Origin of the sequence: Micromonospora sp. NPDC049523, assembly GCF_040676775.1 — a bacterium.
Taxonomy (GTDB): domain Bacteria; phylum Actinomycetota; class Actinomycetes; order Mycobacteriales; family Micromonosporaceae; genus Micromonospora_G.
Map to the genome: position 1 here is coordinate 143,874 of NZ_JBFAPP010000004.1, position 23,628 is coordinate 167,501.

At 70.3% G+C, this 23,628-nt stretch carries 24 protein-coding genes; 16 read left to right on the top strand and 8 right to left on the bottom strand.

Annotated elements, in window-relative coordinates:
* The first annotated feature begins 210 nt into the window (after positions 1-210).
* The 11 genes from AB0J90_RS07425 (at position 211) to AB0J90_RS07475 (ending at position 12,120) form a co-directional block, all read left to right on the top strand.
* The gene (locus AB0J90_RS07425; RefSeq protein ID WP_363593659.1) at positions 211-1,095 is read left to right on the top strand and encodes an ABC transporter ATP-binding protein; all 885 of its coding nucleotides are present in this window, start codon (positions 211-213) and stop codon (positions 1,093-1,095) included.
* Complete coding sequence (locus AB0J90_RS07430; protein WP_363593172.1) at positions 1,092-1,946, top strand: ABC transporter permease; 855 nt, start codon at positions 1,092-1,094, stop codon at positions 1,944-1,946. The genes AB0J90_RS07425 and AB0J90_RS07430 overlap by 4 nt, the downstream gene beginning before the upstream one ends.
* Before the next feature lie 13 nt (positions 1,947-1,959).
* Positions 1,960-2,220 (top strand): helix-turn-helix transcriptional regulator, encoded by a 261-nt coding sequence (locus AB0J90_RS07435; RefSeq protein WP_363593174.1) that lies wholly within the window; start codon positions 1,960-1,962, stop codon positions 2,218-2,220.
* A 126-nt stretch (positions 2,221-2,346) separates the two neighbouring features.
* The gene (locus AB0J90_RS07440) at positions 2,347-3,090 is read left to right on the top strand and encodes an SDR family NAD(P)-dependent oxidoreductase (RefSeq protein WP_363593176.1); all 744 of its coding nucleotides are present in this window, start codon (positions 2,347-2,349) and stop codon (positions 3,088-3,090) included.
* A gap of 94 nt (positions 3,091-3,184) precedes the next feature.
* A complete protein-coding gene (locus tag AB0J90_RS07445; RefSeq protein WP_363593178.1) occupies positions 3,185-4,021 on the top strand; it encodes a patatin-like phospholipase family protein in 837 nt (278 codons plus the stop codon).
* Entirely contained in the window at positions 4,021-5,067 is a 1,047-nt protein-coding gene (locus AB0J90_RS07450; RefSeq protein WP_363593180.1) for a 1-acyl-sn-glycerol-3-phosphate acyltransferase, read from the top strand. Before AB0J90_RS07445 ends, AB0J90_RS07450 begins: the two co-directional genes overlap by 1 nt.
* A 10-nt stretch (positions 5,068-5,077) precedes the next feature.
* Entirely contained in the window at positions 5,078-5,398 is a 321-nt protein-coding gene (cutA, locus tag AB0J90_RS07455) for a divalent-cation tolerance protein CutA (protein WP_326562763.1), read from the top strand.
* 105 nt (positions 5,399-5,503) lie between these two features.
* Positions 5,504-9,442, top strand: coding sequence for a hypothetical protein (locus tag AB0J90_RS07460; protein ID WP_363593182.1), 3,939 nt, complete (start codon positions 5,504-5,506; stop codon positions 9,440-9,442).
* 123 nt (positions 9,443-9,565) lie between these two features.
* On the top strand, positions 9,566-10,597 hold the full coding sequence (locus tag AB0J90_RS07465; protein ID WP_363593184.1) for an acyl-CoA desaturase: 1,032 nt from the start codon (positions 9,566-9,568) through the stop codon (positions 10,595-10,597).
* Between the two features lie 75 nt (positions 10,598-10,672).
* Positions 10,673-10,966, top strand: a complete 294-nt coding sequence (locus tag AB0J90_RS07470) for a 4a-hydroxytetrahydrobiopterin dehydratase (protein WP_363593186.1) — start codon at positions 10,673-10,675, stop codon at positions 10,964-10,966.
* Positions 10,963-12,120 (top strand): FHA domain-containing protein, encoded by a 1,158-nt coding sequence (locus tag AB0J90_RS07475; RefSeq protein WP_363593188.1) that lies wholly within the window; start codon positions 10,963-10,965, stop codon positions 12,118-12,120. The genes AB0J90_RS07470 and AB0J90_RS07475 overlap by 4 nt, the downstream gene beginning before the upstream one ends.
* Before the next feature lie 121 nt (positions 12,121-12,241).
* Here the strand turns inward: AB0J90_RS07475 and rocD are convergent, their stop codons facing one another.
* From rocD to AB0J90_RS07490, 3 genes are all read right to left on the bottom strand, one after another.
* Positions 12,242-13,453 carry an ornithine--oxo-acid transaminase gene (gene rocD, locus AB0J90_RS07480; protein ID WP_363593661.1) on the bottom strand — a complete coding sequence of 404 codons (1,212 nt, stop codon included), beginning with the start codon at positions 13,451-13,453 and terminating at the stop codon, positions 12,242-12,244.
* Positions 13,453-14,274: a dimethylargininase gene (gene ddaH, locus AB0J90_RS07485; RefSeq protein WP_363593190.1), complete on the bottom strand. Its 822-nt coding sequence runs from the start codon at positions 14,272-14,274 to the stop codon at positions 13,453-13,455. Before ddaH ends, rocD begins: the two co-directional genes overlap by 1 nt.
* Positions 14,275-14,599: 325 nt before the next feature.
* The gene (locus AB0J90_RS07490; protein WP_363593192.1) at positions 14,600-15,448 is read right to left on the bottom strand and encodes a thrombospondin; all 849 of its coding nucleotides are present in this window, start codon (positions 15,446-15,448) and stop codon (positions 14,600-14,602) included.
* A gap of 295 nt (positions 15,449-15,743) precedes the next feature.
* Between AB0J90_RS07490 and AB0J90_RS07495 the strand changes: the two genes are divergently transcribed.
* Positions 15,744-16,937, top strand: coding sequence for a low temperature requirement protein A (locus AB0J90_RS07495; RefSeq protein ID WP_363593194.1), 1,194 nt, complete (start codon positions 15,744-15,746; stop codon positions 16,935-16,937).
* 501 nt (positions 16,938-17,438) lie between these two features.
* Positions 17,439-18,107 carry a YceI family protein gene (locus tag AB0J90_RS07500; RefSeq protein ID WP_363593196.1) on the top strand — a complete coding sequence of 223 codons (669 nt, stop codon included), beginning with the start codon at positions 17,439-17,441 and terminating at the stop codon, positions 18,105-18,107.
* A gap of 32 nt (positions 18,108-18,139) precedes the next feature.
* On the opposite strand, the gene AB0J90_RS07505 is transcribed toward AB0J90_RS07500, so the two are convergent.
* The 3 genes from AB0J90_RS07505 to AB0J90_RS07515 form a co-directional block, all read right to left on the bottom strand.
* Complete coding sequence (locus tag AB0J90_RS07505) at positions 18,140-18,895, bottom strand: hypothetical protein (protein WP_363593198.1); 756 nt, start codon at positions 18,893-18,895, stop codon at positions 18,140-18,142.
* Positions 18,896-19,281: 386 nt separating this feature from the next.
* Complete coding sequence (locus tag AB0J90_RS07510; RefSeq protein WP_363593200.1) at positions 19,282-19,770, bottom strand: isochorismatase family protein; 489 nt, start codon at positions 19,768-19,770, stop codon at positions 19,282-19,284.
* Positions 19,771-19,881: 111 nt separating this feature from the next.
* The gene (locus AB0J90_RS07515) at positions 19,882-20,409 is read right to left on the bottom strand and encodes a DinB family protein (RefSeq protein ID WP_363593202.1); all 528 of its coding nucleotides are present in this window, start codon (positions 20,407-20,409) and stop codon (positions 19,882-19,884) included.
* A 99-nt stretch (positions 20,410-20,508) separates the two neighbouring features.
* On the opposite strand from AB0J90_RS07515, the gene AB0J90_RS07520 reads away from it, so the two are divergent.
* On the top strand, positions 20,509-20,880 hold the full coding sequence (locus AB0J90_RS07520) for an MmcQ/YjbR family DNA-binding protein (RefSeq protein WP_363593204.1): 372 nt from the start codon (positions 20,509-20,511) through the stop codon (positions 20,878-20,880).
* A gap of 122 nt (positions 20,881-21,002) precedes the next feature.
* On the opposite strand, the gene AB0J90_RS07525 is transcribed toward AB0J90_RS07520, so the two are convergent.
* On the bottom strand, positions 21,003-21,854 hold the full coding sequence (locus AB0J90_RS07525) for a DUF4262 domain-containing protein (protein ID WP_363593206.1): 852 nt from the start codon (positions 21,852-21,854) through the stop codon (positions 21,003-21,005).
* Between the two features lie 70 nt (positions 21,855-21,924).
* On the opposite strand from AB0J90_RS07525, the gene AB0J90_RS07530 reads away from it, so the two are divergent.
* Complete coding sequence (locus AB0J90_RS07530; protein ID WP_363593208.1) at positions 21,925-22,149, top strand: DivIVA domain-containing protein; 225 nt, start codon at positions 21,925-21,927, stop codon at positions 22,147-22,149.
* Positions 22,150-22,219: 70 nt separating this feature from the next.
* Here the strand turns inward: AB0J90_RS07530 and AB0J90_RS07535 are convergent, their stop codons facing one another.
* Positions 22,220-22,615: a hypothetical protein gene (locus tag AB0J90_RS07535; RefSeq protein WP_363593210.1), complete on the bottom strand. Its 396-nt coding sequence runs from the start codon at positions 22,613-22,615 to the stop codon at positions 22,220-22,222.
* Between the two features lie 269 nt (positions 22,616-22,884).
* Here AB0J90_RS07535 and AB0J90_RS07540 point away from each other — a divergent pair, with 269 nt between their 5' ends.
* Complete coding sequence (locus tag AB0J90_RS07540; protein ID WP_363593212.1) at positions 22,885-23,508, top strand: helix-turn-helix domain-containing protein; 624 nt, start codon at positions 22,885-22,887, stop codon at positions 23,506-23,508.
* Positions 23,509-23,628 lie beyond the last annotated feature (120 nt).

The following is a 23,628-nucleotide window of genomic DNA, read 5'->3' on the forward strand; positions in this document are numbered from 1 at the left end:
GCGGCTCATGTTACCGAAGCGCGGGCGGGCGCAAGAAATTCAGTTACCCGACAAGAGGATGCCACGAGATGTAGTACACCTGCTATGGTCTGCCGGACCAGTTAGACGGGGAGGTGAAGGTCTGTGACAACGCTGCGGGAACTGGGCGTACCCACCGATGCACCCGGCCGGACCGACGATTCGACCGTGCTCGACGTACGCGACCTGCGCATGCGATACGGCACCACCGACGTGCTCGACGGGGTCACGTTCACCGCGCAGCGGGGCGAGGTGCTGGCGCTGCTGGGGCCCAACGGGGCCGGCAAGACCACCACCATCGAGATCCTCGAAGGCTTCCGGATGCGTTCCGCTGGAGACGTCTCCGTACTCGGAGTGGATCCCGGACGCGGCGACGAGCGGTGGCGGGCACGGCTCGGCGTGGTCCTGCAATCCTGGCGTGACCACGGCAAATGGCAGGTACGCGAACTCCTCGCCCACCTCGGCTCCTACTACGTCCCCTACTCCACGCCCAGGCTGCGTCGCCCCTGGGACATCGACGAACTGGTCGACGCCGTCGGTCTGACCGAGCACGCCCGCAAGCGGGTCAACCGGCTCTCTGGTGGGCAACGCCGCCGGCTCGACGTAGCGATCGGCATCGTCGGCCGCCCCGAATTGCTCTTCCTCGACGAGCCTACGGTGGGGTTCGACCCGGCTGCCCGGCGTGAGTTCCACGACCTCGTACACCGGCTCTCCGACATCGACGAGACCACCATCCTGCTGACCACTCACGACCTGGACGAGGCGGAGAAACTGGCCGACCGGATCCTGATCCTGGCCGGTGGGCGGATCATCGCCGACGGTTCGGCCGACGAACTGTCCCGACGGATGTCGACCGAGGCCGAGGTGCGCTGGAGCCAGGGCAACGGACGGTTCGTGCACAGCAGCACCGACGCCACCCGGTTCGTCCGCGAACTGTTCCAGCAGCACGGCGAGACCATCGCCGACCTGGAGGTACGCCGGGCCAGCCTGGAGGACACGTACATGGCCATGGTGCGGGAGGCCGAGTCGGGTCGGGCCGACGCCGCGGCACAGACCTTCGAGGAGGTAGTCCGATGACGTCGATGCTCACCGCGGCCCGGTCCGGCCTGGCCCGGGGCTGGATCGAACTGCGCCAGACCTTCACCACCCCGCAGGATCTGTGGACCTACCTCTTCCCAACGATCATCCTGCTGGTGGTGATGGTCTTCACGCGCAGCGCCACCGTGCCGGGCACGGACTTCTCACTGGGGTCGCGGACGCTACCGAGCGCGCTCGGCATGGGCATCGCCTTCGGCGGGCTGGTGAACCTGGCCCAGCAGCTCATCGTCGAACGGGAGGACGGCACCCTGCTACGGGCCAAGGCGGTCCCGAACGGGATGCTGGGCTACCTGATCGGCAAGATCGTGCTGATCTCCGGCATCACGCTGGTCAGCCTCACCCTCCAACTCGTACCCGGGCTGTTCCTGCTCGACGGGCTGGCGGTGAACAGCCTGAGCGGCTGGACGATGCTGGCCTGGGTGCTGCTGCTCGGGCTGGTCGCCACCATGCCGATCGGCGCGATCCTCGGCTCGCTGTTCGACAACCCGCGCAACATGGGTCTGATCATGTTGCCGATCATGGGACTCGTCGCCACCTCCGGTATCTTCTATCCGATCACCAACTTCCCGGCCTGGTTGCAGGGGACAGCGCAGGTGTTTCCGATCTACTGGCTCGGGTTGGGGATGCGCTCGGCACTGCTCCCGGACAACCTGTCGGTAGTCGAGATCGGACAATCGTGGCGGCACCTGGAGACGTTCGGCGTACTCGGCGCGTGGGCCGTGGTCGGCCTGGTCGCCGCGCCGATCGTGCTGCGCCGGATGGCCCGCCGCGAGTCCGGGTCGCGGGTCGCCGCCCGCCGGGAGAAGGCCCTGCAGCGGGTCAACCCGTGAGCGGGGGAACACCATGAACGAAGTGATCTACGACCGGATCGCGGTGCTCCGGGTGGAGCGGGGGATCTCCCGCCGACAGCTCGCCGAGGCGCTCGGCGTGCACTACCAGACGGTGGGTTATCTGGAGCGGGGCGAGTTCCGGCCCAGCCTGCACCTGGCGTTGCGGATCGCGGCGTACTTCGAGGTGCCGGTGGAGGTTGTCTTCTCCACCGAGCCGTTCCCCCGCATCGGCAGCGGTTCCACTACCACCGCCGCCGAACAGCAGTCCGCCTGATCGACCCCGCGCCGGTCCGATCGCACCCGCGGCGGCGGGCGCAGCCGAAACCGGCGTGCCCGGACCGCCGCCGAGTTAGGTTTGTCCTGATTCGGTGCACCACCCCAGGTGGCGAAGGGCGGCAACGTGGCTGAGGGCGAGGATCTGTACGGTCGGTGCGCGCTGGTCACCGGCGGTTCCGGCGGGATCGGTGGGGCGATCTCGCTCAGCCTGGCCGCTGCCGGCGCGGACGTCGCCCTGACCTACGCCGGTCACCGGGCTCCGGCCGAGGGGATCGCCGACCAGATCCGAGCCCTGGGACAGCGGGCACTCGTGCTCCCCGCCGACCTGCGCCAGCCGGAGGTGGCGGCGGCCACGGTCGAGGCCACCCGAGCCGAACTCGGCAGCGTCGACGTGCTGGTGGCGAACGCCGGAGTCGGCCAGCAGCTCTCCTGGGACCAGGTGGAACCGGACCTGTGGGACGAGACGATGGCGGTCAACCTGCGGGCCCCGTGGCTGATGACCCGTGCCGTACTCCCGGACATGATCAGCCGAGGGTTCGGTCGGATCCTCTTCCTGTCGTCGATCGCGGCGCTCAACGGCGGGGTCATCGGCCCGCACTACGCGGCCAGCAAGGCGGGCCTGCACGGACTGATGCACCACCTCGCCGGCCGGGTCGCCGGCAACGGCGTCACCGTCAACACCATCGCCCCGGCGCTGATCGCCGGCACCGGCTTCACCGCCGTCAACCCGGACAATCCGGCAATGCCGGTGCCGGTCGGGCGCCTGGGCTCCGCCGACGACGTGGCCGCGATGGTGCTGGCGATGCTGACCAACTCGTACCTGACCAACAAGGTGATCACCCTCGACGGCGGCATCTACCCCGACTGACGGCCAGCTCTCCCATGCCGAGCAGCCGGTCGACCGGAGGTCGTGACCGGGCGCGCCGAGTGCGACCGTGACCGGTCGTGCCACGATGAAAGGCATGGTCAAAGGTCCGGTCGCGTTTGTGCTCGGCGGCGGGGGCGTACTCGGCGCGGTCGAGGTCGGCATGCTCCGGGCGCTGTTCCGCGCCGGCATCCGCCCCGACCTCGTCATCGGTACGTCGATCGGCGCGGTCAACGGTGCCCTGGTCGCCGCCGACCCGACCGAGGCGGTGACCGACCGGCTGGTACGCCTCTGGGCGTCCCCCGAGGCCAGCGAGGTGTACGGCGACTCGGTCGCCCGGCAGCTTCGCCGGTTCGCCGCCCGTACGCACCTGCACTCGCCGCGCCCGCTGCGCCGGCTGCTGGAGGCCGAACTCGGCGAGCGGACCACCTTCGCCGACCTGAAGGTGCCGTTCCGCTGCTGCGCGGCGAGCATCGAGCGGGCCGCCGAACACTGGTTCTCCACCGGGCCGCTGGTCGAGGCGGTGCTCGCCTCCGCCTCCGTACCGGGCCTGCTGCCACCGGCCGAGATCGGCGGCGAGCATTTCGTCGACGGCGGGATCGTCAACTCGATCCCGATCGGCGAGGCGGTGGAGAGCGGCGCCAAGCAGATCTTCGTACTCCAGGTGGGCCGGATCGAACGGCCGCTGTCGCCGCCACGAAGACCCTGGGAGATCGCCCAGGTCGCGTTCGAGATCGCCCGCCGGCACCGGTTCGCCCGCGAGATGGCGGCGCTGCCCGACGACGTGGACGTGCACGTGCTGCCGACCGGCGGGTCACAGCCGCGCGACGACACCCCGTGGGCGTACCGGGACATGGCGGCGGTCGGGCGGCGGATCAGCCGGGCGTACACCGCCTCCCGGCGTTACCTGCACTCGCACGTCGAGGGCGTCTGATGCGGTTGCCGCCCCGGTGGCTGCGACGGGTGCTGTTCGGCCCGGCGGTGGTGCTGCTCGCCGCACTGTTCGTCAGCGCGCTGCCGATCTGGTTGCTGCTCGCCGCGGCGGCCTCGCCGCTGGTGCCGGGCTACCTGCGCCCGCTGCGGGTGCTCTGGATGGCGATCATCTACCTGGCCTGGGACGCCAGCGCGCTGATCGCGCTGTTCGCCCTCTGGATCGCCTCCGGCTTCGGCTGGAAGAAACGCTCGCCCCGGTTCCAGCGGGCGCACTACGTGCTGACCGGCTGGTTCCTCGACTTCCTCTTCTGGCAGGCCCAGTGGGCGCTGCGGTTGACCATCGAGGTGGTCGGCGCCGACCCCGACACCGCACTGCCCGGTCGTCCGGAGCTGGTGCTCTGCCGGCACGCCGGTCCCGGCGACTCGTTCATCCTGATCCATGCGCTGGTCAACTGGTTCGACCGGGAGCCGCGGATCGTGCTGAAGGAGACCCTGCAGTGGGATCCGGCGGTCGACGTACTGCTCAACCGGTTGCCGAACCGGTTCATCGCACCCGGCCGAGCGCAGGACCCGGTGGTCGGCGCAGACAGCCGGCAACCGGGCAGGACGCTCACCGAACAGGTCGGCCACCTGGCCGTCGGGCTGGACAGCAACGACGCGTTCGTGATCTTCCCGGAGGGCGGCAACTTCACCCCGCGCCGCCGGATCCGGGCCATCGAGCGGCTCCGGGCCCGAGGACTGGAGAAGATGGCCGTACGCGCGGAGGGGATGCAACACGTGCTGGCGCCGCAGCCCGGTGGCGTACTCGCGGCGTTGGACGCGGCGCCGGACGCGGGAGTCATCTTCGTCGCACACACCGGCCTGGATCGGATGCTCACGGTGGCGGACGTCTGGCGCGAACTGCCGATGGACAAGAAGATCGTGATGCGGTTCTGGTCGGTCCCGCCGGAGGAAATCCCTGCCGGGCAGCAGGAACGGATCGACTGGCTCTACGACTGGTGGAAACGGATCGACGAATGGGTCGATATCCACCGCACCAACGCGTAGGGTGCGCGGCGTGGACCAGCTCTGCATCGTGACGACCGTGGTGGATGCCCGGTCGGTGGCGGATCTGCTCGCCGCCGCGGCGGTCGCCGGCCGGCTGGCGGCCTGCGCCCAGGTCGGTGGCCCGATGGACAGCACCTATTGGTGGCAGTCCCGAATGGAAACCACCAGGGAATGGTCGGTGCAGTTCAAAACCGCACCGGACCGGGTGGAGGCGCTGGTCGAGCACCTGCGCAGCGCGCATCCGTACGAGGTGCCGGAGGTCCTGGTGCACTGGGTCGAGGGCGGAAACCCGGACTACACCGCCTGGGTGCACGAACAGACCCGGACCTGACGCCCGGCACCCACCCGTCGGCCTGAGTACCCAAGCCGACCGTCGGCCCGTCGATGAGTACGCGGACTCTGGGCCGGGGCCGACCGGCGGGGCCACCATGCCAGGGTGAGCACTCCGCCGAGTCTGTATCCCTGCCCCGCGTGCGGCGCCGGGGCCAACCTGAGCACCGGCTGCCCGCGCTGCGGTCGGGGGCCGGATCCGATCGCCGCCGAGGTGGTCCGGCTCGACGGCGAGATCGTCGCGCTGACCGGACGGGTCGAACAGGCCCGGCAGGCGTACACGGCGCTGAACGCCGCCCTGGACGACCTGCGACGACGGCGGGCCGCCCTCGCCTCCCAGGTGCGGGCGGCGATGTTCGCCGGCCGTCCGGTCGCCCCGGTGGCCGCCGCGCCGGTCCCGCGAGTTGCCCCGGTCACGGCCGCGCCGCAGGTTCCACCGGTACGCCCCGAGGCGTCCACGCGAGCCGTACAGAATCTGCTCTTCGTCCTTGGTGGACTGCTGCTCTGCACCGCCGCGGTCGTCTTCATGGCGGTCACCTGGGCGGTTGTCGGCGTGGCCGGGCGGGCGGCGATCCTGGCCGGCATCACCGGCCTGGTGCTGGCCGTGCCGCCGCTGACGAAGCGGCGCGGGCTCACCGCCACCGCGGAGACGTTCTCGGTGGTCGGGCTGCTGCTGGTGGCGCTCGACGGTTACGCCGCCTGGTCGGTGAACCTGTTCGGGGTGGCCGGCTGGCCGGGCACCTCCTACGCGGCGCTGGTCTGGGGGGCCAGCGCCGCGGTGGCGGCCGGCTACCGGCGGCTCACCCTGCTCTGGGCGCCCTGGTTCACCGCGCTGGTGCTGGCCCAGCCGGTGCTGCCGCTGCTGGCCGCGCGCTGGCAGCTCGACGCCGCCGGCTGGGCGCTGGTGTTCGCCGCGCTGGCCGCGCTCAACCTGGCGGTCGTCCACACCACCCGTGCCGCCAGGGGCACGGTGCCCGTGGCTGCTCCCGATGCGACCGGCACGGCCGGTTCGGGAGCGGGTCAACCGGACGCGGCCGGCGCGGCCGGTTCAGCTCCGGGTGGACCGGTTGCGGCCGGGTCGGCTCCGGGTGGACCGGTTGCGGCCGGGTCGGCTCCGGGTGGACCGGTTGCGGCTGGGTCGGCCGCGGGTGAACCGGTTGCGGCTGGCGTGCGTGTCGGCGGTGGGGGATCTGGCGGGGCGGCGCCCGGAGGGGTGGCGCTGGCCCGGCAGGTGCTCGGCTGGGTGGCGTACGCCGCCGCACTGGCCGCTGCCGGGCTCTGTGGCCTGGTCGCGCTGCTGGTGGCCGACGGACCCGGGATGCCGGCCCTGGCCGGCGGCCCGCTGCTGGTCGCGGTGGCGGTCCTGGTGGCAGGCGCGGTGCTCGCGCGCAACGCCGGCTTCCAGGCCGCCGCCGGACTGGTGGTCGTGATCAGCCTTGCCGGTGCGGTCCTGCGGCCGGTCGCCGAGTGGGCCGGATCGTTCCTGCTGGTCGCCAGCGGCCTGGTCGTCGCCGGGCTGGCCATCGCGGTCGCACGGACCGGACCGCGCCTGCCAGCCGGGGTACGCGGTGGCCCCCGCGTCGGCGGGCTGCTGCTCGGCGGCGTACTCGCCCAGGTGGTCGGGGCGATGACCCTGTCGATCGCGTACGAGGCGGCGACCCGGTCACTGCCGGTGTGGCGGGGAGCGGGCACCGGTCCGGTCAGCATCCTCGACTGGCAGGTGTCGGTCACCGTGCTGCTGGTGGCGGTCGCACTCGCGGTGCTGCTGCCCCGACCGGCCCGGGAACCGATCGGCGTGCTCGGATTCGGGCTCGCGGTGCTCGCGATCCCGGCGGCGGTGGCGCTGCCCTGGTGGGCGCTGGCCGCACTGGAGCTGACCGTGGCGGCGGTCCTGCTGGCCACCGCCGTACGCGCCCCGGCGCCCGGTGCGCCGACGCTGCTGGTCCGAGCCGGTACGGGAACCGTGCTGGTCGGGCACGCGTTCCTGCTCGGCCTCGCCCGACCGGTGAGCGCGGCAGCCGTACTCGGCGCGATCCTGGTGATCGGGCTGGGTATGGCCGTACTCGCCGGAAACGGGTCGGGGGACCGGCTGGCGGGGGACCGGCTGTCGGGGGTACGGCGGGCGGTCGGCGGGATCGGGCTCTGCGTCGGGCTGCTCGCGGTACCGGGCACGGTGACCGTGGGACTGTTCGCCGCCGAGGTGGTGCCGTGGTGGCAGACGCGGGTGGCACTCGCCAGCGGCGTACTGCTGCTCGCCGTGATGGCCGTACTGCGCCGCCACCGCCCCCACCACCTGCCGTACGCCGACACCGCGTTCGTGCTCACCGCACTGGTGACCGGGCTGGCGCCGCTGTTCGACCGGACCGGTGAACCCGTCGGGCTCTACGCGGCGGTGGGACTGCTGCTGCTGGTCGCCGGGCTGTACGTCACCGGACTGCTCGGCGCCGCACGCAAGGCCGGGCGCGAGGCGGCGGGGCATGGCGTGGCCGGGCGCGGGGCGGCAGCGCACGAGGTGGCCGGGCGTGAGGTGGTCGAGCGTGAGGTGGCCGGGCGTGAGGTGGCCGGGCGTGAGGTGGCCGGGCGTGAGGTGGGGGTGGTCTCGGGCAGCCTGTTCGGGGTGCCGGTGCTGGCGTTCGCGGCCGTCCTCGCGGTGGCGCCCGCGATCGGGGCGGTGCTGCTCGGCCTGTACGGCTGGCTGGGGCGGATCTGGTCCGGGACGCCCGCCGGAGTGGGACTCGCGCCGACCGGTTGGCCGGTCGACGGTGCGTCCGCGGCGGCGCTGGTGGTGCTCGCGGTGACCGCGACACTCGCCGGCTGGGGCTGGCACCGGACGATCACCGGGGCGACCCTGGCCGGGCTGCCACTGGCCGCGACGGCGGTGCTGGTCGTACTCGCCGGGGCGGGTGCCCGGTGGCCGGTCGTACCCGCGGTGGCCCTGCTCGGCGGTCTCGCCGCCCTGCTCCTAGCCACCGTGCCGACGCGCCGGGCGGCGCTGCTGACCGGTGCAGACTCAGCGGGCCGCTCGGCGGGGCTCGGTGGTGCCGGGGGGCTCGGTGGCCGGCTGGTGCTCGTACCGCTGGGGGTCGTGCTTGCCGGTGCGGGCCTGGCTGGCGCGCTGCCGACCTCGGCCACCACCCTGGTCGCGTTGGGCCTGGTCGTGCTGACCGGGTCGGCGATCGGCGCAGCCGGTGCCGGCGACCCGGCGGGGGGCCGGGCGCCGGTGGCACGGGTCGCCGGCTGGCTGGCTGCGATCAGCGCCGGACTGGTCTTCGCGGTCGCCGCGTCCCGCGCCGCCGACCTGCCACTGCGACTGGCCGCGTTCGCGGTGCTCGGCGTGGCCGCCGCCGCACTCGCCGGAGGTGCCGTGCTGCGCGGTCGGCGGCCGGTCGAGTCGGTCGCGGTCGAGGCGGCCGCGCACGCGGGCGCCGTCGTCGGATTGCTGCTCACCACCGGTGCGATCCGGTACGCGGCCGCCGTCGCCACCCTCTGGGGAGTGGCGGTGGGCCTGCGCGCCCTGCGCCCCGGTGAACCCGCCCGGCGTCGGGCCATCCTCGCCGCCGTGGCCGTCGGCTGTGAACTGCTCGCGGTCTGGCTGCTGCTCAGCTCCGCGCAGGTCGCGCTGCTGGAGGCGTACACCCTGCCAGCGGCCCTCTGCGCGCTGATCGTCGGTGCGCTAGCGCTGCGGGCCCGGCCCGCGTTGAGCAGTTGGGTGACGTACGGCCCGGGGCTGACGGCCGCGCTGCTGCCGAGCCTCGCTTCGATCGTGGTCGCCGGGGACCAACCGTGGCGGCGGCTGCTGCTCGGGGTCGGTGCCCTCGTCGTGGTGCTCGCCGGTGCGCACTGGCGACGGCAGGCACCGGCGGTGCTCGGCGGCGCCACCCTGGCCATCGCCGCGCTGTACGAGGTGGTCGGCGCCTGGGACCGGTTGCCCCGCTGGATTTTCCTCGCCCTCGGCGGTCTTGCCCTGATCGGACTGGCGATCACCTACGAGCGCCGTCGCCGCGACCTCGCCCGATGGCGCGCCGCCGTCGGCCGGATGAGCTAGGTAGTGCTGGCCCTACCCCGCATTAGGGGGTTTCCAGGGTTACTCAGCGCAAGCTTAGCCATGACACTTGAATAAGCGCGTCTCGCCCGGCGCGTCATAAAATCCCAGCTCCTAGGAGAAGTGATGACGGTCGGCGCGGTGGTTGAGCCTGCTCTTCGCCGGGGCAGTGACTACGCAAAGTTATCTCGACGGATCAACCAGGCAGGTCTGCTGGAGCGCCGTCCAGGCTGGTACGCAGCGAAGATCGCGATCACCGCCGGTTTGTTCGTCGCCGGTTGGGTTGCGGTGTTCCTCGTCGGCGACTCGTGGTGGCAACTGCTGGTGGCGGTCGGACTCGCGATCGCCACCACCCAGGTTGCCTTCCTCGGCCACGACGCCGGACACCGGCAGATGTTCCGCAGCCGCCAGGCCAGCCAGGTCGCCGGTCTGCTCGCCGCGAACCTGGCCACCGGCATCAGCTACGGCTGGTGGATCGACAAGCACAACCGGCACCACGCCAACCCCAACCACGAGGACCACGACCCCGACGTCGGCGCGGGCGCCCTGGTCTGGACCGACGAACAGGCACGGGAAACCAAGGGCTTCAGCCGCTGGCTCGCCCAGCGTCAGGCGTACCTGTTCTTCCCGATGCTGACGCTGGAAGGGCTGAGCCTGCACGTCGACAGCTTCAAGGGGCTGTTCCGCTCGCCGATGCGGTACCGGGCGATCGAGGCGGTGCTGCTGGTGGTGCACGTGGCCGCGTACTTCGGGGTCCTGTTCACCGTCATGTCGCCGGTGAAGGCGTTGGTCTTCATCGCCGTACACCAGGGGTTGTGGGGGGTCTACATGGGCTGCTCGTTCGCGCCCAACCACAAGGGCATGCCGATGCTGACCGCCGAGGACGACCTGGACTTCCTGCGCAAGCAGGTGCTCACCTCGCGCAACGTACGGGGCAGCCGGGTGGTCGACTTCACGCTCGGCGGTCTGAACTACCAGATCGAGCACCACCTCTTCCCGAGCATGGCGCGCTCCAACCTGCGCAAGGCGCAGCCGATCGTCAAGGCGTACTGCGCGGAGCAGGGCATCCCGTACGAGGAGACCGGACTCGTCGACTCGTACGCGCAGGCACTGCGGCACCTACACAGCGTGGGCGCCGAGCTGCGTGCCGGTCGATGACCCGCCGGCACCCGGTGGGTGGGCCGGCCACGGTTGCCCTCCCCGGTCGGGAACGACGACGGTAAGGTCTGCCTCATGGCAGAGGTGCTGGACGCCGACGCGGTGCGCGGTGAGCTGGAGAAGTTGGACGGCTGGTCCGGCCACCCGGCGGTGATAACCCGCACCGTCGAGCTGGGTAGTTTCCCCGAGGCGATCGGTGTGGTGGACCGGGTGGCGGCGGTGGCCGAGGAACTCGACCACCATCCCGACATCGACATCAGGTGGCGCACCGTGACCTTCCGGTGTGCCACCCACTCGGTCGGTGGGGTGACCCGCCGCGACATCCAGCTCGCTCAACGTATTGACCAGATCCTCGGGGGAACGGCGTGAGATTCGAGATCAGCAAGGTCCTCGACGCGATCGAGGGCCGGGTCTGCACCGATCCGTCGCTCGCTCGGGCCGTACTCGACCTGGCCGAGGTGGTCCGCTACACCGACTTCGACGGTGGGCGTCCGGCCAGCATGCTGCGGCTCGGCATCGTCATCGACGCGCTGAGCCGGCAGCTGGAGGAGGACAGCGTTCCGGTCTACCCGGTGGTCCACCGGGCGCTGCTCTCGGACGCCGACCTGACCTCGAACGAGCGGATGGTGGTCCGCCGCTGGGCCGACGACGGACTGGTCGAGGTGCTGCCCAATCCGGTGGAGCGGATGCTGGAACTGGCCGACCTGCTGGGCCTGCCGGTGCTCAGCCGGATGCGGTTCGACGGCATGCTCGGTCGCTACCCGTGGCTGAACTCGCAGCCTGGCCGCCTGCTCGCCCCGGTGACCAGCGCCAACGGGCCGACCCTGGTGCCGCAGTCCGGTGGCAACGCGGTCTGGACCTCACCCGGTCCGTCCCCGACCGGGGCGAAGCTGCTGGCTCGGCTCTGGCGCTGCCCCGAGCCCGGCTGCGTGTTGTTCGGCGACGGTGGCGGTGGCGGCGGATCCTTCGCCGACCTGGCCCGCTCCGACCGCGAGCCGGGCGGACAGCCGCCGCCCACGCTGCGCTCCGGCGCCCCGAGTTGCCCCCGGCACGATCGGCGACTCACCGACGCCGGCCCCCGGCCGGACACCGACGTGCTGTCGGTCCGGGTCGGTGGCCAGGTACGTCGCCGGTTCGTGGTCTCCGCCGACCGACCGGTCGTGGTCGGGCGGGCACCGGAGGAGAGCGGCGGGATCATGCTCGGCCAGTGGTTGAGCGAGGAGGCCCGGCGCTGGATCAGCCGGAGCCACGTCCGGTTCGAGCTGCGCGGCGGCGACCTGGTCGCCTTCGACGTGAGCACCAACGGCTCGGGCATCCGGCCGGGCGGTTCGATGGACGAAGACGAGCGGATCGCGCTGACCCAGCAGGCCAACCGAGTGCTGCGCAACGGCGACTTCGTCGAGCTCTACCCCGGCGTCCAGGTCGGCCGCTCCAGCAACTGGACCTCCGGCGGCGTCATCAACCCGACCTCGGTCATGGCCGAGGCCCCCACCATGGCCATGCGCGTCATCGAACGCCCCTGACCCACGCGTTCTCCCTCGTGTAGAGAAAGAGGGGTCATCCGGGTACGGATGACCCCTCTTTCTCTACACGAGGCGCGTCGGGAGGCTTGGGCGCCTCGCGAGGCGTGGGTGGCGGGGTGGGTCAGGAGAGGATTTCGCGGAGTTGGGTGACGGCGAAATCGAGTTCCTCGGGTTCGACCACCAGGGGCGGGGCCAGGCGGAGGGTGGAGCCGTGGGTGTCCTTGGCCAGGACGCCGCGCTCGGCCAACCGCTCGCACGCCTGCCGGCCGGTCATCAGGGACGGGTCGATGTCGATGCCGGCCCACAGCCCGCGACCGCGTACGGCGACCAGGCCCTCGCCGATCAGCCCGTTCAGGGAGGCGTGCAGCCGGGCGCCCAGCTCGGCCGAACGGCGCTGGAACTCGCCGGTGGCGAGCAGGCGTACGACCTCGGTCGCGACCGCGCAGGCCAGCGGGTTCCCGCCGAAGGTCGAACCGTGCTCACCCGGGCGCAGTACGCCGAGTACGGACTTGTCCGCGGCGACCGCGGAAACCGGCACGATGCCGCCACCGAGCGCCTTGCCGAGCAGGTACATGTCCGGCCGGACACCCTCGTGGTCGAGGGCGAACGTGGTGCCGGTGCGGCCCAGCCCGGACTGGATTTCGTCGGCGAGGAAGAGCACGTTCTGCTCGGTGCAGAGCTGCCGTACGCCGGGCAGGTAGCCGGCCGGCGGTACGACCACACCCTGCTCGCCCTGGATCGGTTCGAGCAGTACGGCGACGGTGTTCTCGTCGATCGCCTCGGCGAGCGCGGTCAGGTCCCCGTACGGCACGATCTTGAACCCGGGGGTGTACGGCCCGAAGTCGTTGCGGGCGTCCGGGTCGGTGGAGAAGCTGATGATGGTGGTGGTCCGGCCGTGGAAGTTGCCGTCGGCGACCACGATGGTGGCCTTGCCCGCCGGTACGCCCTTGACCTGGTAGCCCCACTTGCGGGCGACCTTGATCGCGGTCTCGACCGCCTCGGCGCCGGTGTTCATCGGCAGGACGAGTTCGGTGCCGCAGAGGTCGGCCAGTTCATGGCAGAAGGTGGCGAACTGGTCGTGGACGAAGGCACGGCTGGTCAGGGTGAGCCGGTCGAGTTGTTCGTGCGCGGTGGCGATCAGCCTGGGGTGGCGGTGGCCGAAATTGAGCGCCGAGTAGCCGGCCAGGCAGTCGAGGTAGCGCCTGCCGTCGATGTCGGTCACCCAGGCGCCTTCGGCGGAGGAGATCACGACCGGCAGCGGGTGGTAGTTGTGCGCGGTCCAGCGTTCCGCGTCGCGTACCGCCTCGGGGGTCAGCAGCATGTCGTCCACGATCACTTGCTTGCCTCTCGTTCCCGCAGCACCAGCGTGCAGCACTTCGGCCCGCCACCTGCCTTGAGCAGCTCGGACAAATCAACACCAATTGTGTTGTATCCGCGCTCGCGCAGCTTAGTTGCCAGGCCGGTGGCCTGGGCGGGAAGCACGACATTGAGGCCGTCGCTGACCGCGTTCAGCCCGAACACCTCGGCGTCCGCGATGTCGGCCAGGACCGCGTCCGGGAAGAGCCGGCGCAGTACGGCCTGACTCCCCGGCGAGAACGCCTCCGGCAGGTACGCCACGGTCCGGTCGTCGAGTACGCAGAGCGCGGTGTCCAGGTGGTAGAAGCGCGGGTCGACCAGTTGCAACGTCACCACCGGCCGGCCGAAGACCTCCTGCAACTGGGCGTGCGCGGCATGCGCCGTACGGAACCCCGTGCCGGCCAGCAGCATCCCGCCGACGAGCAGGATGTCGCCCTCGCCCTCGTTGACGTACTTGGCCTCGTGCACCGGATACCCGGCCCGCTCGAACCACGACCGGTACGCCGGCGCCTCGTCGGCCCGCTGCGGGTCACGGAACTGGACGGCGAGAACCTCACCGTCCACCACGGTCGCGCCGTTCGCGGCGAAGACCATGTCGGGCAGGCCGGGCACCGGCTCGATCTCCTCGACCGTGTGCCCGAGATCGAGGAACGTACGGCGCAGCGTCTCCCACTGCGCCATGGCGAGCGCCGGGTCGACCGGAGCGCTCGGGTCCATCCACGGGTTGATCGCGTACTCGACGGCAAAATATGTGGGCCGACACATCAGATAGTGGCGGCGGGTGGCATCCAGCGTCATGCCCTGCTCCCAGTGGTCGGGCGCGCCCGGCCAAGGTCGGCTCACGGGCTGGCGCGATTCCCAACGCTATGCGGCAGGACCCGGCGGAAACCACCGGTGGAACTTGCGTCGTACCGTCGATCGTTGCGTCTGGAGCGGGTACAAGCGACGATTCGTTGCGTCTTGTGATCGCCGTCGCCCGAGGTGGCCCGGATGCGGGTGGTCGACACATCGCTGCGGGGGCGGCGGATCGCCGCCCCCGTCACCGATGGAGCCCTGGCGGTGAACCACCGCCGGTGAGCCAGGCCGGAGCGGTGAACCACCGCTCCGCGGTCATATGTGCCCCCTAGAACCGGTCCACAAACTGTGCGTCAAGCCACTCCCGGAAGCGCAGCACCCAGTCGCCGTCGGTGGTCGGCCAGGTGAACTGGCCGGTCATCGCGAGGATGCCGATGACCACCGCGGTGAGGCCGAGCCCCAGGCCGAGCAGTGCGTCGGACTTGCCGGCCACGTGCCGCCGGCTGGTGGCCGAGATGCCGGCGACGCCGAGCAGCGCGCCGACGGCGCCGACCGCGATGCCGTACCCGGCGAGGGTGCCGGTGAGCACGAAGAGGGTGCCGGCGACGCCGAGGACCAGGCTGAGGGTGGCGAGCAGGCTGGCGCGCGGGCGGGGCCCGGCGGGCACCACCACGGGCGCGTCGCGGTCGGTCCGTTCGGTGCCGGTCGTCGTACCGTCGTCGATCTTGTCGTCGGTCCTGGTCCCGGTCCGGTCGAGGCTGGTGTCGGTCCGGTCGAGGTTGTCGCGGACCGGGCGGCCGCCGCGGACCGGGCGGTCGTCGGTCCGGGTGGGGTCGCCGACCGGGCGTCCGTCGACCGTGGTGTCGTCGGTACGCGGGCGGTCGAGCACCGGCGCGGTCGCCGCCCCGGCGGACGAGCTGCGGTACGTCGCCCGCTCACTCGGCGGCGTCACCTCACCGGTACGCGCCCGCTCGCTCGCCGGCAGTACGGCGTCGCTGTGCGCGACGGCCCGATCCGTCGGTCGATCGGTGCCGAGCGGCGCGGTATCCGCGTTCCGGACCACCGGTACGGCGTCGCGTTCGTCGATCCGACCGTCGCCGTTCTCGTCCCGCGTCGGCACGGTCACCGGTTCGGGTGCCTTTTCCGCGCGCCGCGAGAGCGAAGGAATTCTGACCACAACACACCTCCTGGTCGTAGCGCGGCTACCCAAACCTGTCAGCCCGGCACCCACGCGGTCTACGCCCCCCGAATTACCCCAACCCCCACCCCCCCAACCCCACCCACCCCCACCCCCGTTCCGCCCCCGTCCCGTTGATCATGAAGTTAGCGACCATTTTCCGGCGTGAATTCGTCGCTAACTTCATGATCAACGCACCAAATTGGAGGGTGAGGAGGGGTGGGTGGGGGAGGGTGGGTGGGGTTGGGGGGTGGGGTTGGGGGGGTGGGGGGTGGTGGCGGATGTTGGGGACAGCGTGCGGGTTCTGCGGGGCTCGGCGGGGCGTGGGCAGGTCACGTTCGTGGAGTTGTTCTTCGACCTGATCTACGTACTCGGGGTCACGCAGTTGACCCACCTGCTCATCACCCACCTGACCCCGCTCGGGGCATTGCAGACCCTGCTGTTGTTGCTCGCGCTCTGGTTCGCCTGGGTGGACACCTCCTGGGTGACCAACTGGTTCGACCCCAACCAGATCGGCGTACGGCTGATGCTGGTTGTCCTGATGCTGCTCAGCCTGATCATCTCGGCGTCGGTGCCGGAGGCGTACGGAGAGCGGGGCATCTGGGTCGCCTCGGCGTACGCGGCGATCCAGGTGGGGCGGAACGTCTTTGTCGTACTCACGCTCGGCCGCGCGGGTACGAACGAATCGCCGGAACAGAAAAGCCAGCGGCTCGGACTGCGGCTGAATTTCCAGCGACTGCTGTTGTGGAAGTCGGTGTCCAGCGCGCTCTGGGTGGCGGGCGGTCTCTCTCACGGCTCGGTGCGACTCATGTTCTGGGCCATTGCCGTGGTGATCGAATACAGTGGCGCCGCTGCCGGCTTCTACATTCCCTGGCTGGGCAGATCCACCCCGGCCGACTGGCCCATCAACGGCCGGCACCTCGCCGAACGCGGCCAACTGTTCATCTTGATCGCGCTCGGCGAATCCATTCTGATCACCGGTACGGTCTTCGGCGACCGACCGGCCGAGGCACCGCAGCTGTTCGCCTTTGTCGTGTCGTTCCTCGGCAGCGTGGCACTCTGGTGGCTCTATTTCGACCGCAGTGCCGAGGCGGCCAGCGCGGTGATCGGCCAATCCGAGGATCCGGGCCGCATCGGCCGGTCCGCGTACACCTACTTCCAGTTGCCGATGGTCGCCGGCATCATCGTCGCGGCGGTCGGTGACGAGTTGGTGATCGCCCACCCGGACGGCCATTCCGGGTGGGCCACGATCGTCACCGTGCTGGGCGGCCCGGCCCTCTTCCTGGCCGGCCACGCGTTGTTCAAACACTCCGTCTTCGGTGGGGTGTCGATACCCCGGCTGGTCGCGTTCGCCGTACTGGCGGCGCTGGTGCCGGTGGGTCTGGTGGTCCCGCCGCTGGTCCTGTCCCTGCTCGCCACCCTGGTCGTGGTCGGCGTCGGGGTCTGGGACTCGCTCCTGCCCGCCCACCACGCGCCCGCGACCACCTGAGCCCCCGAGCTGTGCCCGAGCTGCCGCCAGCGCCGAAGCCGGACGAGTGCCGTCGACGCTGCGGCGTTCCACTACCCCTCCAGGGGTAGCAATCCGCCACAGCGGACGCGGCCGGGGGTTTGGGCCGGGGGGGACCGGGAGGGGGTCGGGAGGGGGGGCGGGGTTATTCGGTGAATGGTGAGCGTTGTCACGGGGATCTTCTGTCGTGCCCTGTGTCGTGTCCCGATCGAGTCTTATCGAATTATGGGCGGAATCACTCCCCGGAAGCGTCGATTTCGGTGGGGGAATGACCGAAATGCCGTACAAGATCATCACCGTACGCACCCATCTCGTCGGCGAGCGGTCAGTCAAGATCCACCGTACGGTGGAGGTCAGGGAGCGGCCCCAGAGCGTCCCTATGCTGGGCGAGGAGTACGGGCAGCCGACTGCTGCCCAGACTCCGCGCGCTCCAGCAGCACACTGGTAAACACTCGGGCACCGTCCGGGGGGAAAGGCAACACGATGACCGATTTCGCCACACGTACCTGGGACGGCATGACCATCCCGGTAGCCGGCACCTATCTACTCGATCAGGCGCACAAGCGGATCGGTTTCCTGGCCCGACACATGATGGTGAGCCCCGTACGCGGTGAGTTCAGCGAGGCGACCGCGCAGATTTTCGTGGGCGACGACCCGCTGACCTCCTCGGTGACGGCGACCATCCGGGCGGCGAGCATCACCACCGGCAGTGTCGACCGGGACACGCATCTGAGCAGCGCGGATTTTCTCGACGTGGAGCGCTACCCGACGCTCGAATATCGGAGTACGGGCATCAAATGGCAGGGCAACGAAGACCCGATTTTCCAATGGGCACGTTTGCGAAACCACCGGCTGGGCCAGCGAGGTAGGACCCAGAACGTGCCGCAGCAGTCCGCGAACACGCCTGGACGGTTCGGGCTCAGCGGTGAGTTGACGGTCAAGGGAATCACCCGCGCCGTCGATCTCCAGGTGGAGTTCGGTGGTGCTCGTCGTGATCCGTACGGGCAGGACATCTTCGGCTTCAGCGCGACCGCGGAAATCAACCGTGAGGACTACGGTCTGCTCTGGAACGTGGCCCTCGAAAGTGGTGGAGTCCTGGTCGGCAAGACCGTACGGATCGAAATCGCCGGTGAGGCAATCCGCCAATCCTGACCCGCTCGACCGGGCCGGGTCACCGACCCGTGCTACTCGAACACCGCCTGGCCGGTGTCGATCCACACGTTGCTCCGCTCCCAGGTCAGCCCGCGGTGGTCGGGTCGCGCGATCACGCCGAAGACGTAGTTGCGGCCGAAGCTGTTCCCGCGGAACACGACGTCCGCCGCGTCCAGGTCGGGGGGCATGCCGATGGTGTAATTCCCGCCGTTGCAGTAGTTGTCTTCGAAGAGCAGGTCTCTCACCGGCCCACTCGTGGAACTGAGGGCCAGACAGGCGTTCATGGCGTCGTCGCTGCTGTCCCGGTAGGCGTCCAAGCGGTTGTGACGTACGAGAATTCCGGACGCCCCGGTGGTCGCCAGGGTGTCGTTGTGGGAGCCCGGGAGTTTTGCCAGGTCATGGACCCAGGAGTCGATCACGGTGGTCTGGGATCCGAGCCGGGGCCCGTCGACCACGTCGTGGATGTCGACCCGACGGAGGGTGTAGTTGTCGCCGTACGCGGTGCCCCCGCCCTGTCCCTGGCCGTCGATCTCGACGTCCTCGACCAGGAGGTTCGTAGCCGAGCCGAAGGTTCGAATCGCCGGCCGTCCCGTGCAGGTGATCCTCGATCGGCGGATCACGACATCGTTCGCGTAGACGTTCACCGGCCCGGTGATGTCCAGGTTCGAGACGATCTGACCGTCCACGGTCAGATCCAGCGGGCCCGAGTACGTGAGTGGAGTGCCAGCGGGGACGCCGGTGTTGGCGGGGCCCGGCCAGTAGGTCAACGAGTTCGGTAGTACGGACATGACTTCTCCTAACAGGCCGATGAACGCATGGGCCGGCACGTCGCTGCGTGCCGGCCGATGTCACCGTCGTGCTGATCGATGTACCTCGGCTGCTGGCGTCGACCGTGGAGACCGCCATCGCGAAGCGTGCCCGGCGAGCCGGTGCCGTTCGGTGGTCGGTCGTTTGGGACCAGGAGTCGTGGTGCGTGCCGCAGTGAGAATGAGGCTTCGTCCGGCTGATGTCGGGGGTCTCCCTGTCGACCCCTGTGCCTTACCTAGACGGTACCTCGCGACAGACGTTTGTCCAGGTCAGACGCATGCCACATCGGTCGATGGCCCGTTGTGGCCGCCGCTTGCAGTCGGACAGCGGACACAATCCACGGCTCGACGGGCGACCCGGCCGGTGATCAGTTGTAGGCGTCGGTGTTCTGTACCTTGCCGAACCGGGGGAAGATCTTTTCGACGGTGAAGTTGTGCTCGTCGGCGTCGAGGGCGGCCATCGCGTCGGCGACGAACTCCACCTCGTAGCCGTGGTCGCTGGCCGCCCGGGCGCTGGACTCCACGCCCATGGTGGTGACCAGCCCGCCGAACACCAACGTGTCCACGCCGCGGCTGCGCAACTGTGCGTCGAGGTCGGTGTTGTGGAACGCCCCGATGGTGCGCTTGACCACCACGATGTCGCCGTCCTGGACCAGCCCGTCGACAAATTCGCTGCCCGGCGGCTGTGCGGCCACGTTCGGGCGCTCGACCCGTACGAGTGCCACCGGCTTGCCGTTCGCCCGGAACACGTCGGCCAGCCGGCGGCAGCGGGCCAGCACCTCTTCGCCGGAGTGCGGCGCCACGGGCAGCGCGACGATTCGTGGCATCAAGTCGATCAGCACCAGCGCGGACGTCATGGAGTGGATCATATGGCGCCGGTCGTTCGGCCGTTCGCCCGCGTCGATCTTGCAGTTCTGGCTGCTGACAAAGGTGGTAAGAGGAATGAATTGGGCGCCACAACTGCAAGATCAACCAGGGGTGGCGGCGCGGAGGAGGCGGAGTTGGCCGATCTCGGCGGCGTTTTTCATCAGTTCCGCGTTCAGCCAGGTGAGGGTGTGGGCGAGGGTGTGCTGGGAATCGTGCTGCCAGGGGAACGGGGCGGTGTGGTCCAGGTCGGTCTCGGTGAGCCCGTCGAGTACGGCCAACCACTGCGTACGGAGATCGCGCAACCACGTGACCGTCGCCTCGCCGGCACCGGGCCAGCGGACCTCGGTGCGCTCGGGTGGGGTAAGTCCTCGGGCGTGCTCGATGGCGGTGGTCCACCACCAGCCGATGTGCCAGGTGAGCCAGGCGATCGTCGGCACCGGGATCGGGTCGGGCTCGGAGTCCGCCCAGTCCGGCACCCAGCCGCCGTCGGCGGTCGGTCGGACCGTCCAGCAGTGCGTGGCGGGCACCCAGAGGAAGTCCGCCGGCTCCAACCTTTCCAGGTGGTAATCGAGCAGCGACCAGGTCAGGTCGAACTGCCAACGCAAGAGATCACCACGGGTTACCGGCATCCGGCGATCGTCGCACCAACGTAGACGCCGGTCGAACGGGTTCTGCGCGCACGTAATGTCGTACCAGGGGTAGAGCCTGGTCGCCGGAAGGGGGTACGGATGACAGTGGGGTTCCGGGTGAAGTGGGATGACGTGCTCGACTACTGCCTGGCCAAGCCGGGCGCGTGGCGGGACGAGCCGTGGGAGACCGACGTGGTGGCGAAGGTCGGCCCCAAGATCTTCGCGTTCCTCGGCGGGAGGTCGCGGTCGACAGTCGGGGTGAAGTGCGGCCCCAACCGGGAAATCGCCGACGAATGGCTGCTGCGCTACCCGAACGACGCGGCCGTCATGCCGTACATCGGGCGGTACGGGTGGAACAGCCTGCGGATCGGCGGCGCGATCCCCTGCGACGAGCTGTTCGAGGCGATCGACGCCTCCTACGAGGTGGTGGTCGCGAAGCTTCCTCGCACCGAACGCCCGACCACCGTCTGACCCTTCCGGGTAGCCGGCACAACCACTCTGAGCTGCGGCACCGCCCCCTGACCGGTTCCGGAGATCTCCTTGACGACCTGGCGACATCCCCTGGCTCCGCCGAGCTGGTGGCGGGCCGGCCACTACCGGGGCTTGGCGGACTCCCAGACGCGGGTGCTCTCCCGGCGCTCGTGCTCGGCGAGCTGGGCCCGGATCCAGACCCGGTCGTCGCCGGTGATCGCCACCTGCCCCTCGCCGAGATCGGCGCACATCGCCAGATCCGGGTACGCGATCACCAGGTCGCCGAGGAAAGCCAGGCAGAGGTCGTCGGCGTCGTAGCCGCGCCCGTCCAGCACGTCGTAGGCGCCGTCGTCCAGGCTGATCCGGGCGACCGGCCGTACGCCGTCCAGCACCGCCCTGGTGGTCAACGCCCACGCGTCCGGTCCGACCGGGAAGGGAAAATCCGGCTCCAACTCGCCGACCAGCCGCCACGCACCGGCCGGGTGCTCGGCGACGGGAAGCCAGGTGAACGCCTGCCGGTTGCGGCTGCTCGCCGTGGCCCGGTCGTCCCACGGCCACCGTCCGTCCCGGTCCGGCCAGACCAACTGCTGTACGGGCACCGCGACGCCGCCGTAGAAGCGGTGTGCGGTGCCGAACAGCGCGTCCCGCCACGAGTCGTCGACCGGCCGCAACTGGGTGGCGAAGCCCTCCAGCACGCCCTCGAACGGCTCGCCCGGCTCGGGCCAGCCCCGGTCCCGCCCGAGCGCCACGCAGGCGTTGAGCCAGTGCTGCATGCTCTCGCCGTCGAGGCCGAACATCACGATCTCGGGCCGGCGGAACGTGTGCCACAGCCCGACCGTGTACGCGAACTCGACCGCACCGCCGCCGATCCGCAGCGCCGACCAGCCGTGCTCGCGGATCGTGCCGAGGATCCGCCCGTCCCCGGCGGCGGGAGCGTCGGTGCAGATCAGGCAGGGACACGGGGATTCGAGCACCGGCCGACTCTACCCAGGCCGGAAGGTCGCCGTTGCGCGGCCGCTTGCGCCCGGGTTGCACACTGGCCGGATGTCGAATGATCCGCTTTTCGTCAGGGCCATGCGCGGGTACGACGTCGGCCAGGTGGACGCGGTGGTGCGGCGGGTGCGGGCGGCCCTCGAATCGGACAGCGAGGTGCAGCGGGCCCTGGCCCGGGACGAGATCCGGCAGGTCTCCTTCTCGGTGGGCCTGCGCGGTTACGACCGTTCGCAGGTCAACGACTATCTGGCCAGGGCGTCGGCGTTGCTGGCCTGACCCGGCCGGGTTCCGGACGCTGCCGCGGAGCGCCGAGGGCCGAGGGCCGAGGAAGGGCATCGCCGGGCGGTCAGGCTCCGGCGCCGGTCGGTGGCTTCAGGGCCTGGAACCGGCGGAGCAGTTCCTGCGCGGGCTTGCTGTCGGGGTCGAAGGTGAACATCTCGGTGTCCGCCACGGCCGGGGAGAGCAGCAGCGCGTTGTGGCACTGGAAGCAGAACGCCACCTCGGCCAGCACGGTCCGCCCCCGACGCAGGCGGATCCCGTACGCGGGGAGGAAACAACGCATCCGCTCCGACTCGGGCAGGGTCGCCACGAGCCCGAGCACCTCGTTGACCCGTTCGTCGTCCCAGGTGCCGATGATGTCGCCGGGAACCTCGTCCCACCCGCCCCAGTGCCTGTCGCGGTCGAGGTGGACCGCGATCACGTCGATCTCGCGTACGTTCTGTGCGCCTTCGATCACTGGCATGAACGCATCCTGCCCGATCGGATCGGCAAAGGGCTACGTCGGGTTTCCGCGCGGGGTCGAGACGGCCGGGTACGCGCTCTGGCGCGCGTCGGCTTTGACCGTACGTACCTGTCGCGGGTGGCGGGCGGGCCGGATACTACGACGAGTTCACGGCACCGGAGCACCGCCGAGCAGCCGTTACCGCGGGGTACGCAATGATGCCTATGTTGTTGCGCGCTCCCAACTGGAGGTCACCGGTGTCCCCTCGTTCCCCCCGGGTGAACGTCCAGATGCGTCATCGGTCCCAGGAGCGGATCATCGGCGCGGCGTTGGAGGTATTCGCCGCGCACGGGTACGAGGGCGCGACCATCTCGCAGATCACCGAGCGTGCGGCGGTGTCCCGAGGGTTGATCTCCTACTATTTCGCCTCGAAACGCGACCTGCTGGAGGCAGTGCTCGGCCGCTGGCTGGACGCCACCCTCGGGATGCTGGACGACCAGGGTCCGGAGGCGTCGCCCGACGAGCTGCTCGCCACGGTGATCGACCGGGCGGTGTACGGCGCCCGGGGCAACCTCGACACCCAGCGGCTGATGCTCTGCCTGATGCTGCAGCCCGGCACCCGCGAGGTCTTCGCGCGGGTGGAGCGGTCGCGGGACGTCGCCGTACGGGCATTCGAGGACCGACTGCGGGGGATCTTCGCTGCTCGCGGCGCGGCCGACCCGGCGGTCGAGGAGGTGCTCCTGCGCAGCCTGCTCGAAGGCGCGATCTACAAGCTCGCCGTGTACGAGGACACCTATCCGCTGGCGGAGGTCCGCAGCCGGCTGTACGCGATCTACCAGCTAGGGGAGCCGGGCCCGCTCCCGTTACCCGCCAACGGTTTCCGTGATGTGGAGCGGTTGCGCGCGCCCGGCTGAGGCGTCGACTTGCAAACGGTTGTTGACTAGCTGATGATCAGGCTCGTAGGGTCGAGTCGACAGTGGACTGGACGGACGTACAGTCAATGTCCCCGGACCCCAGTGTCCCCTCGCGCCTCC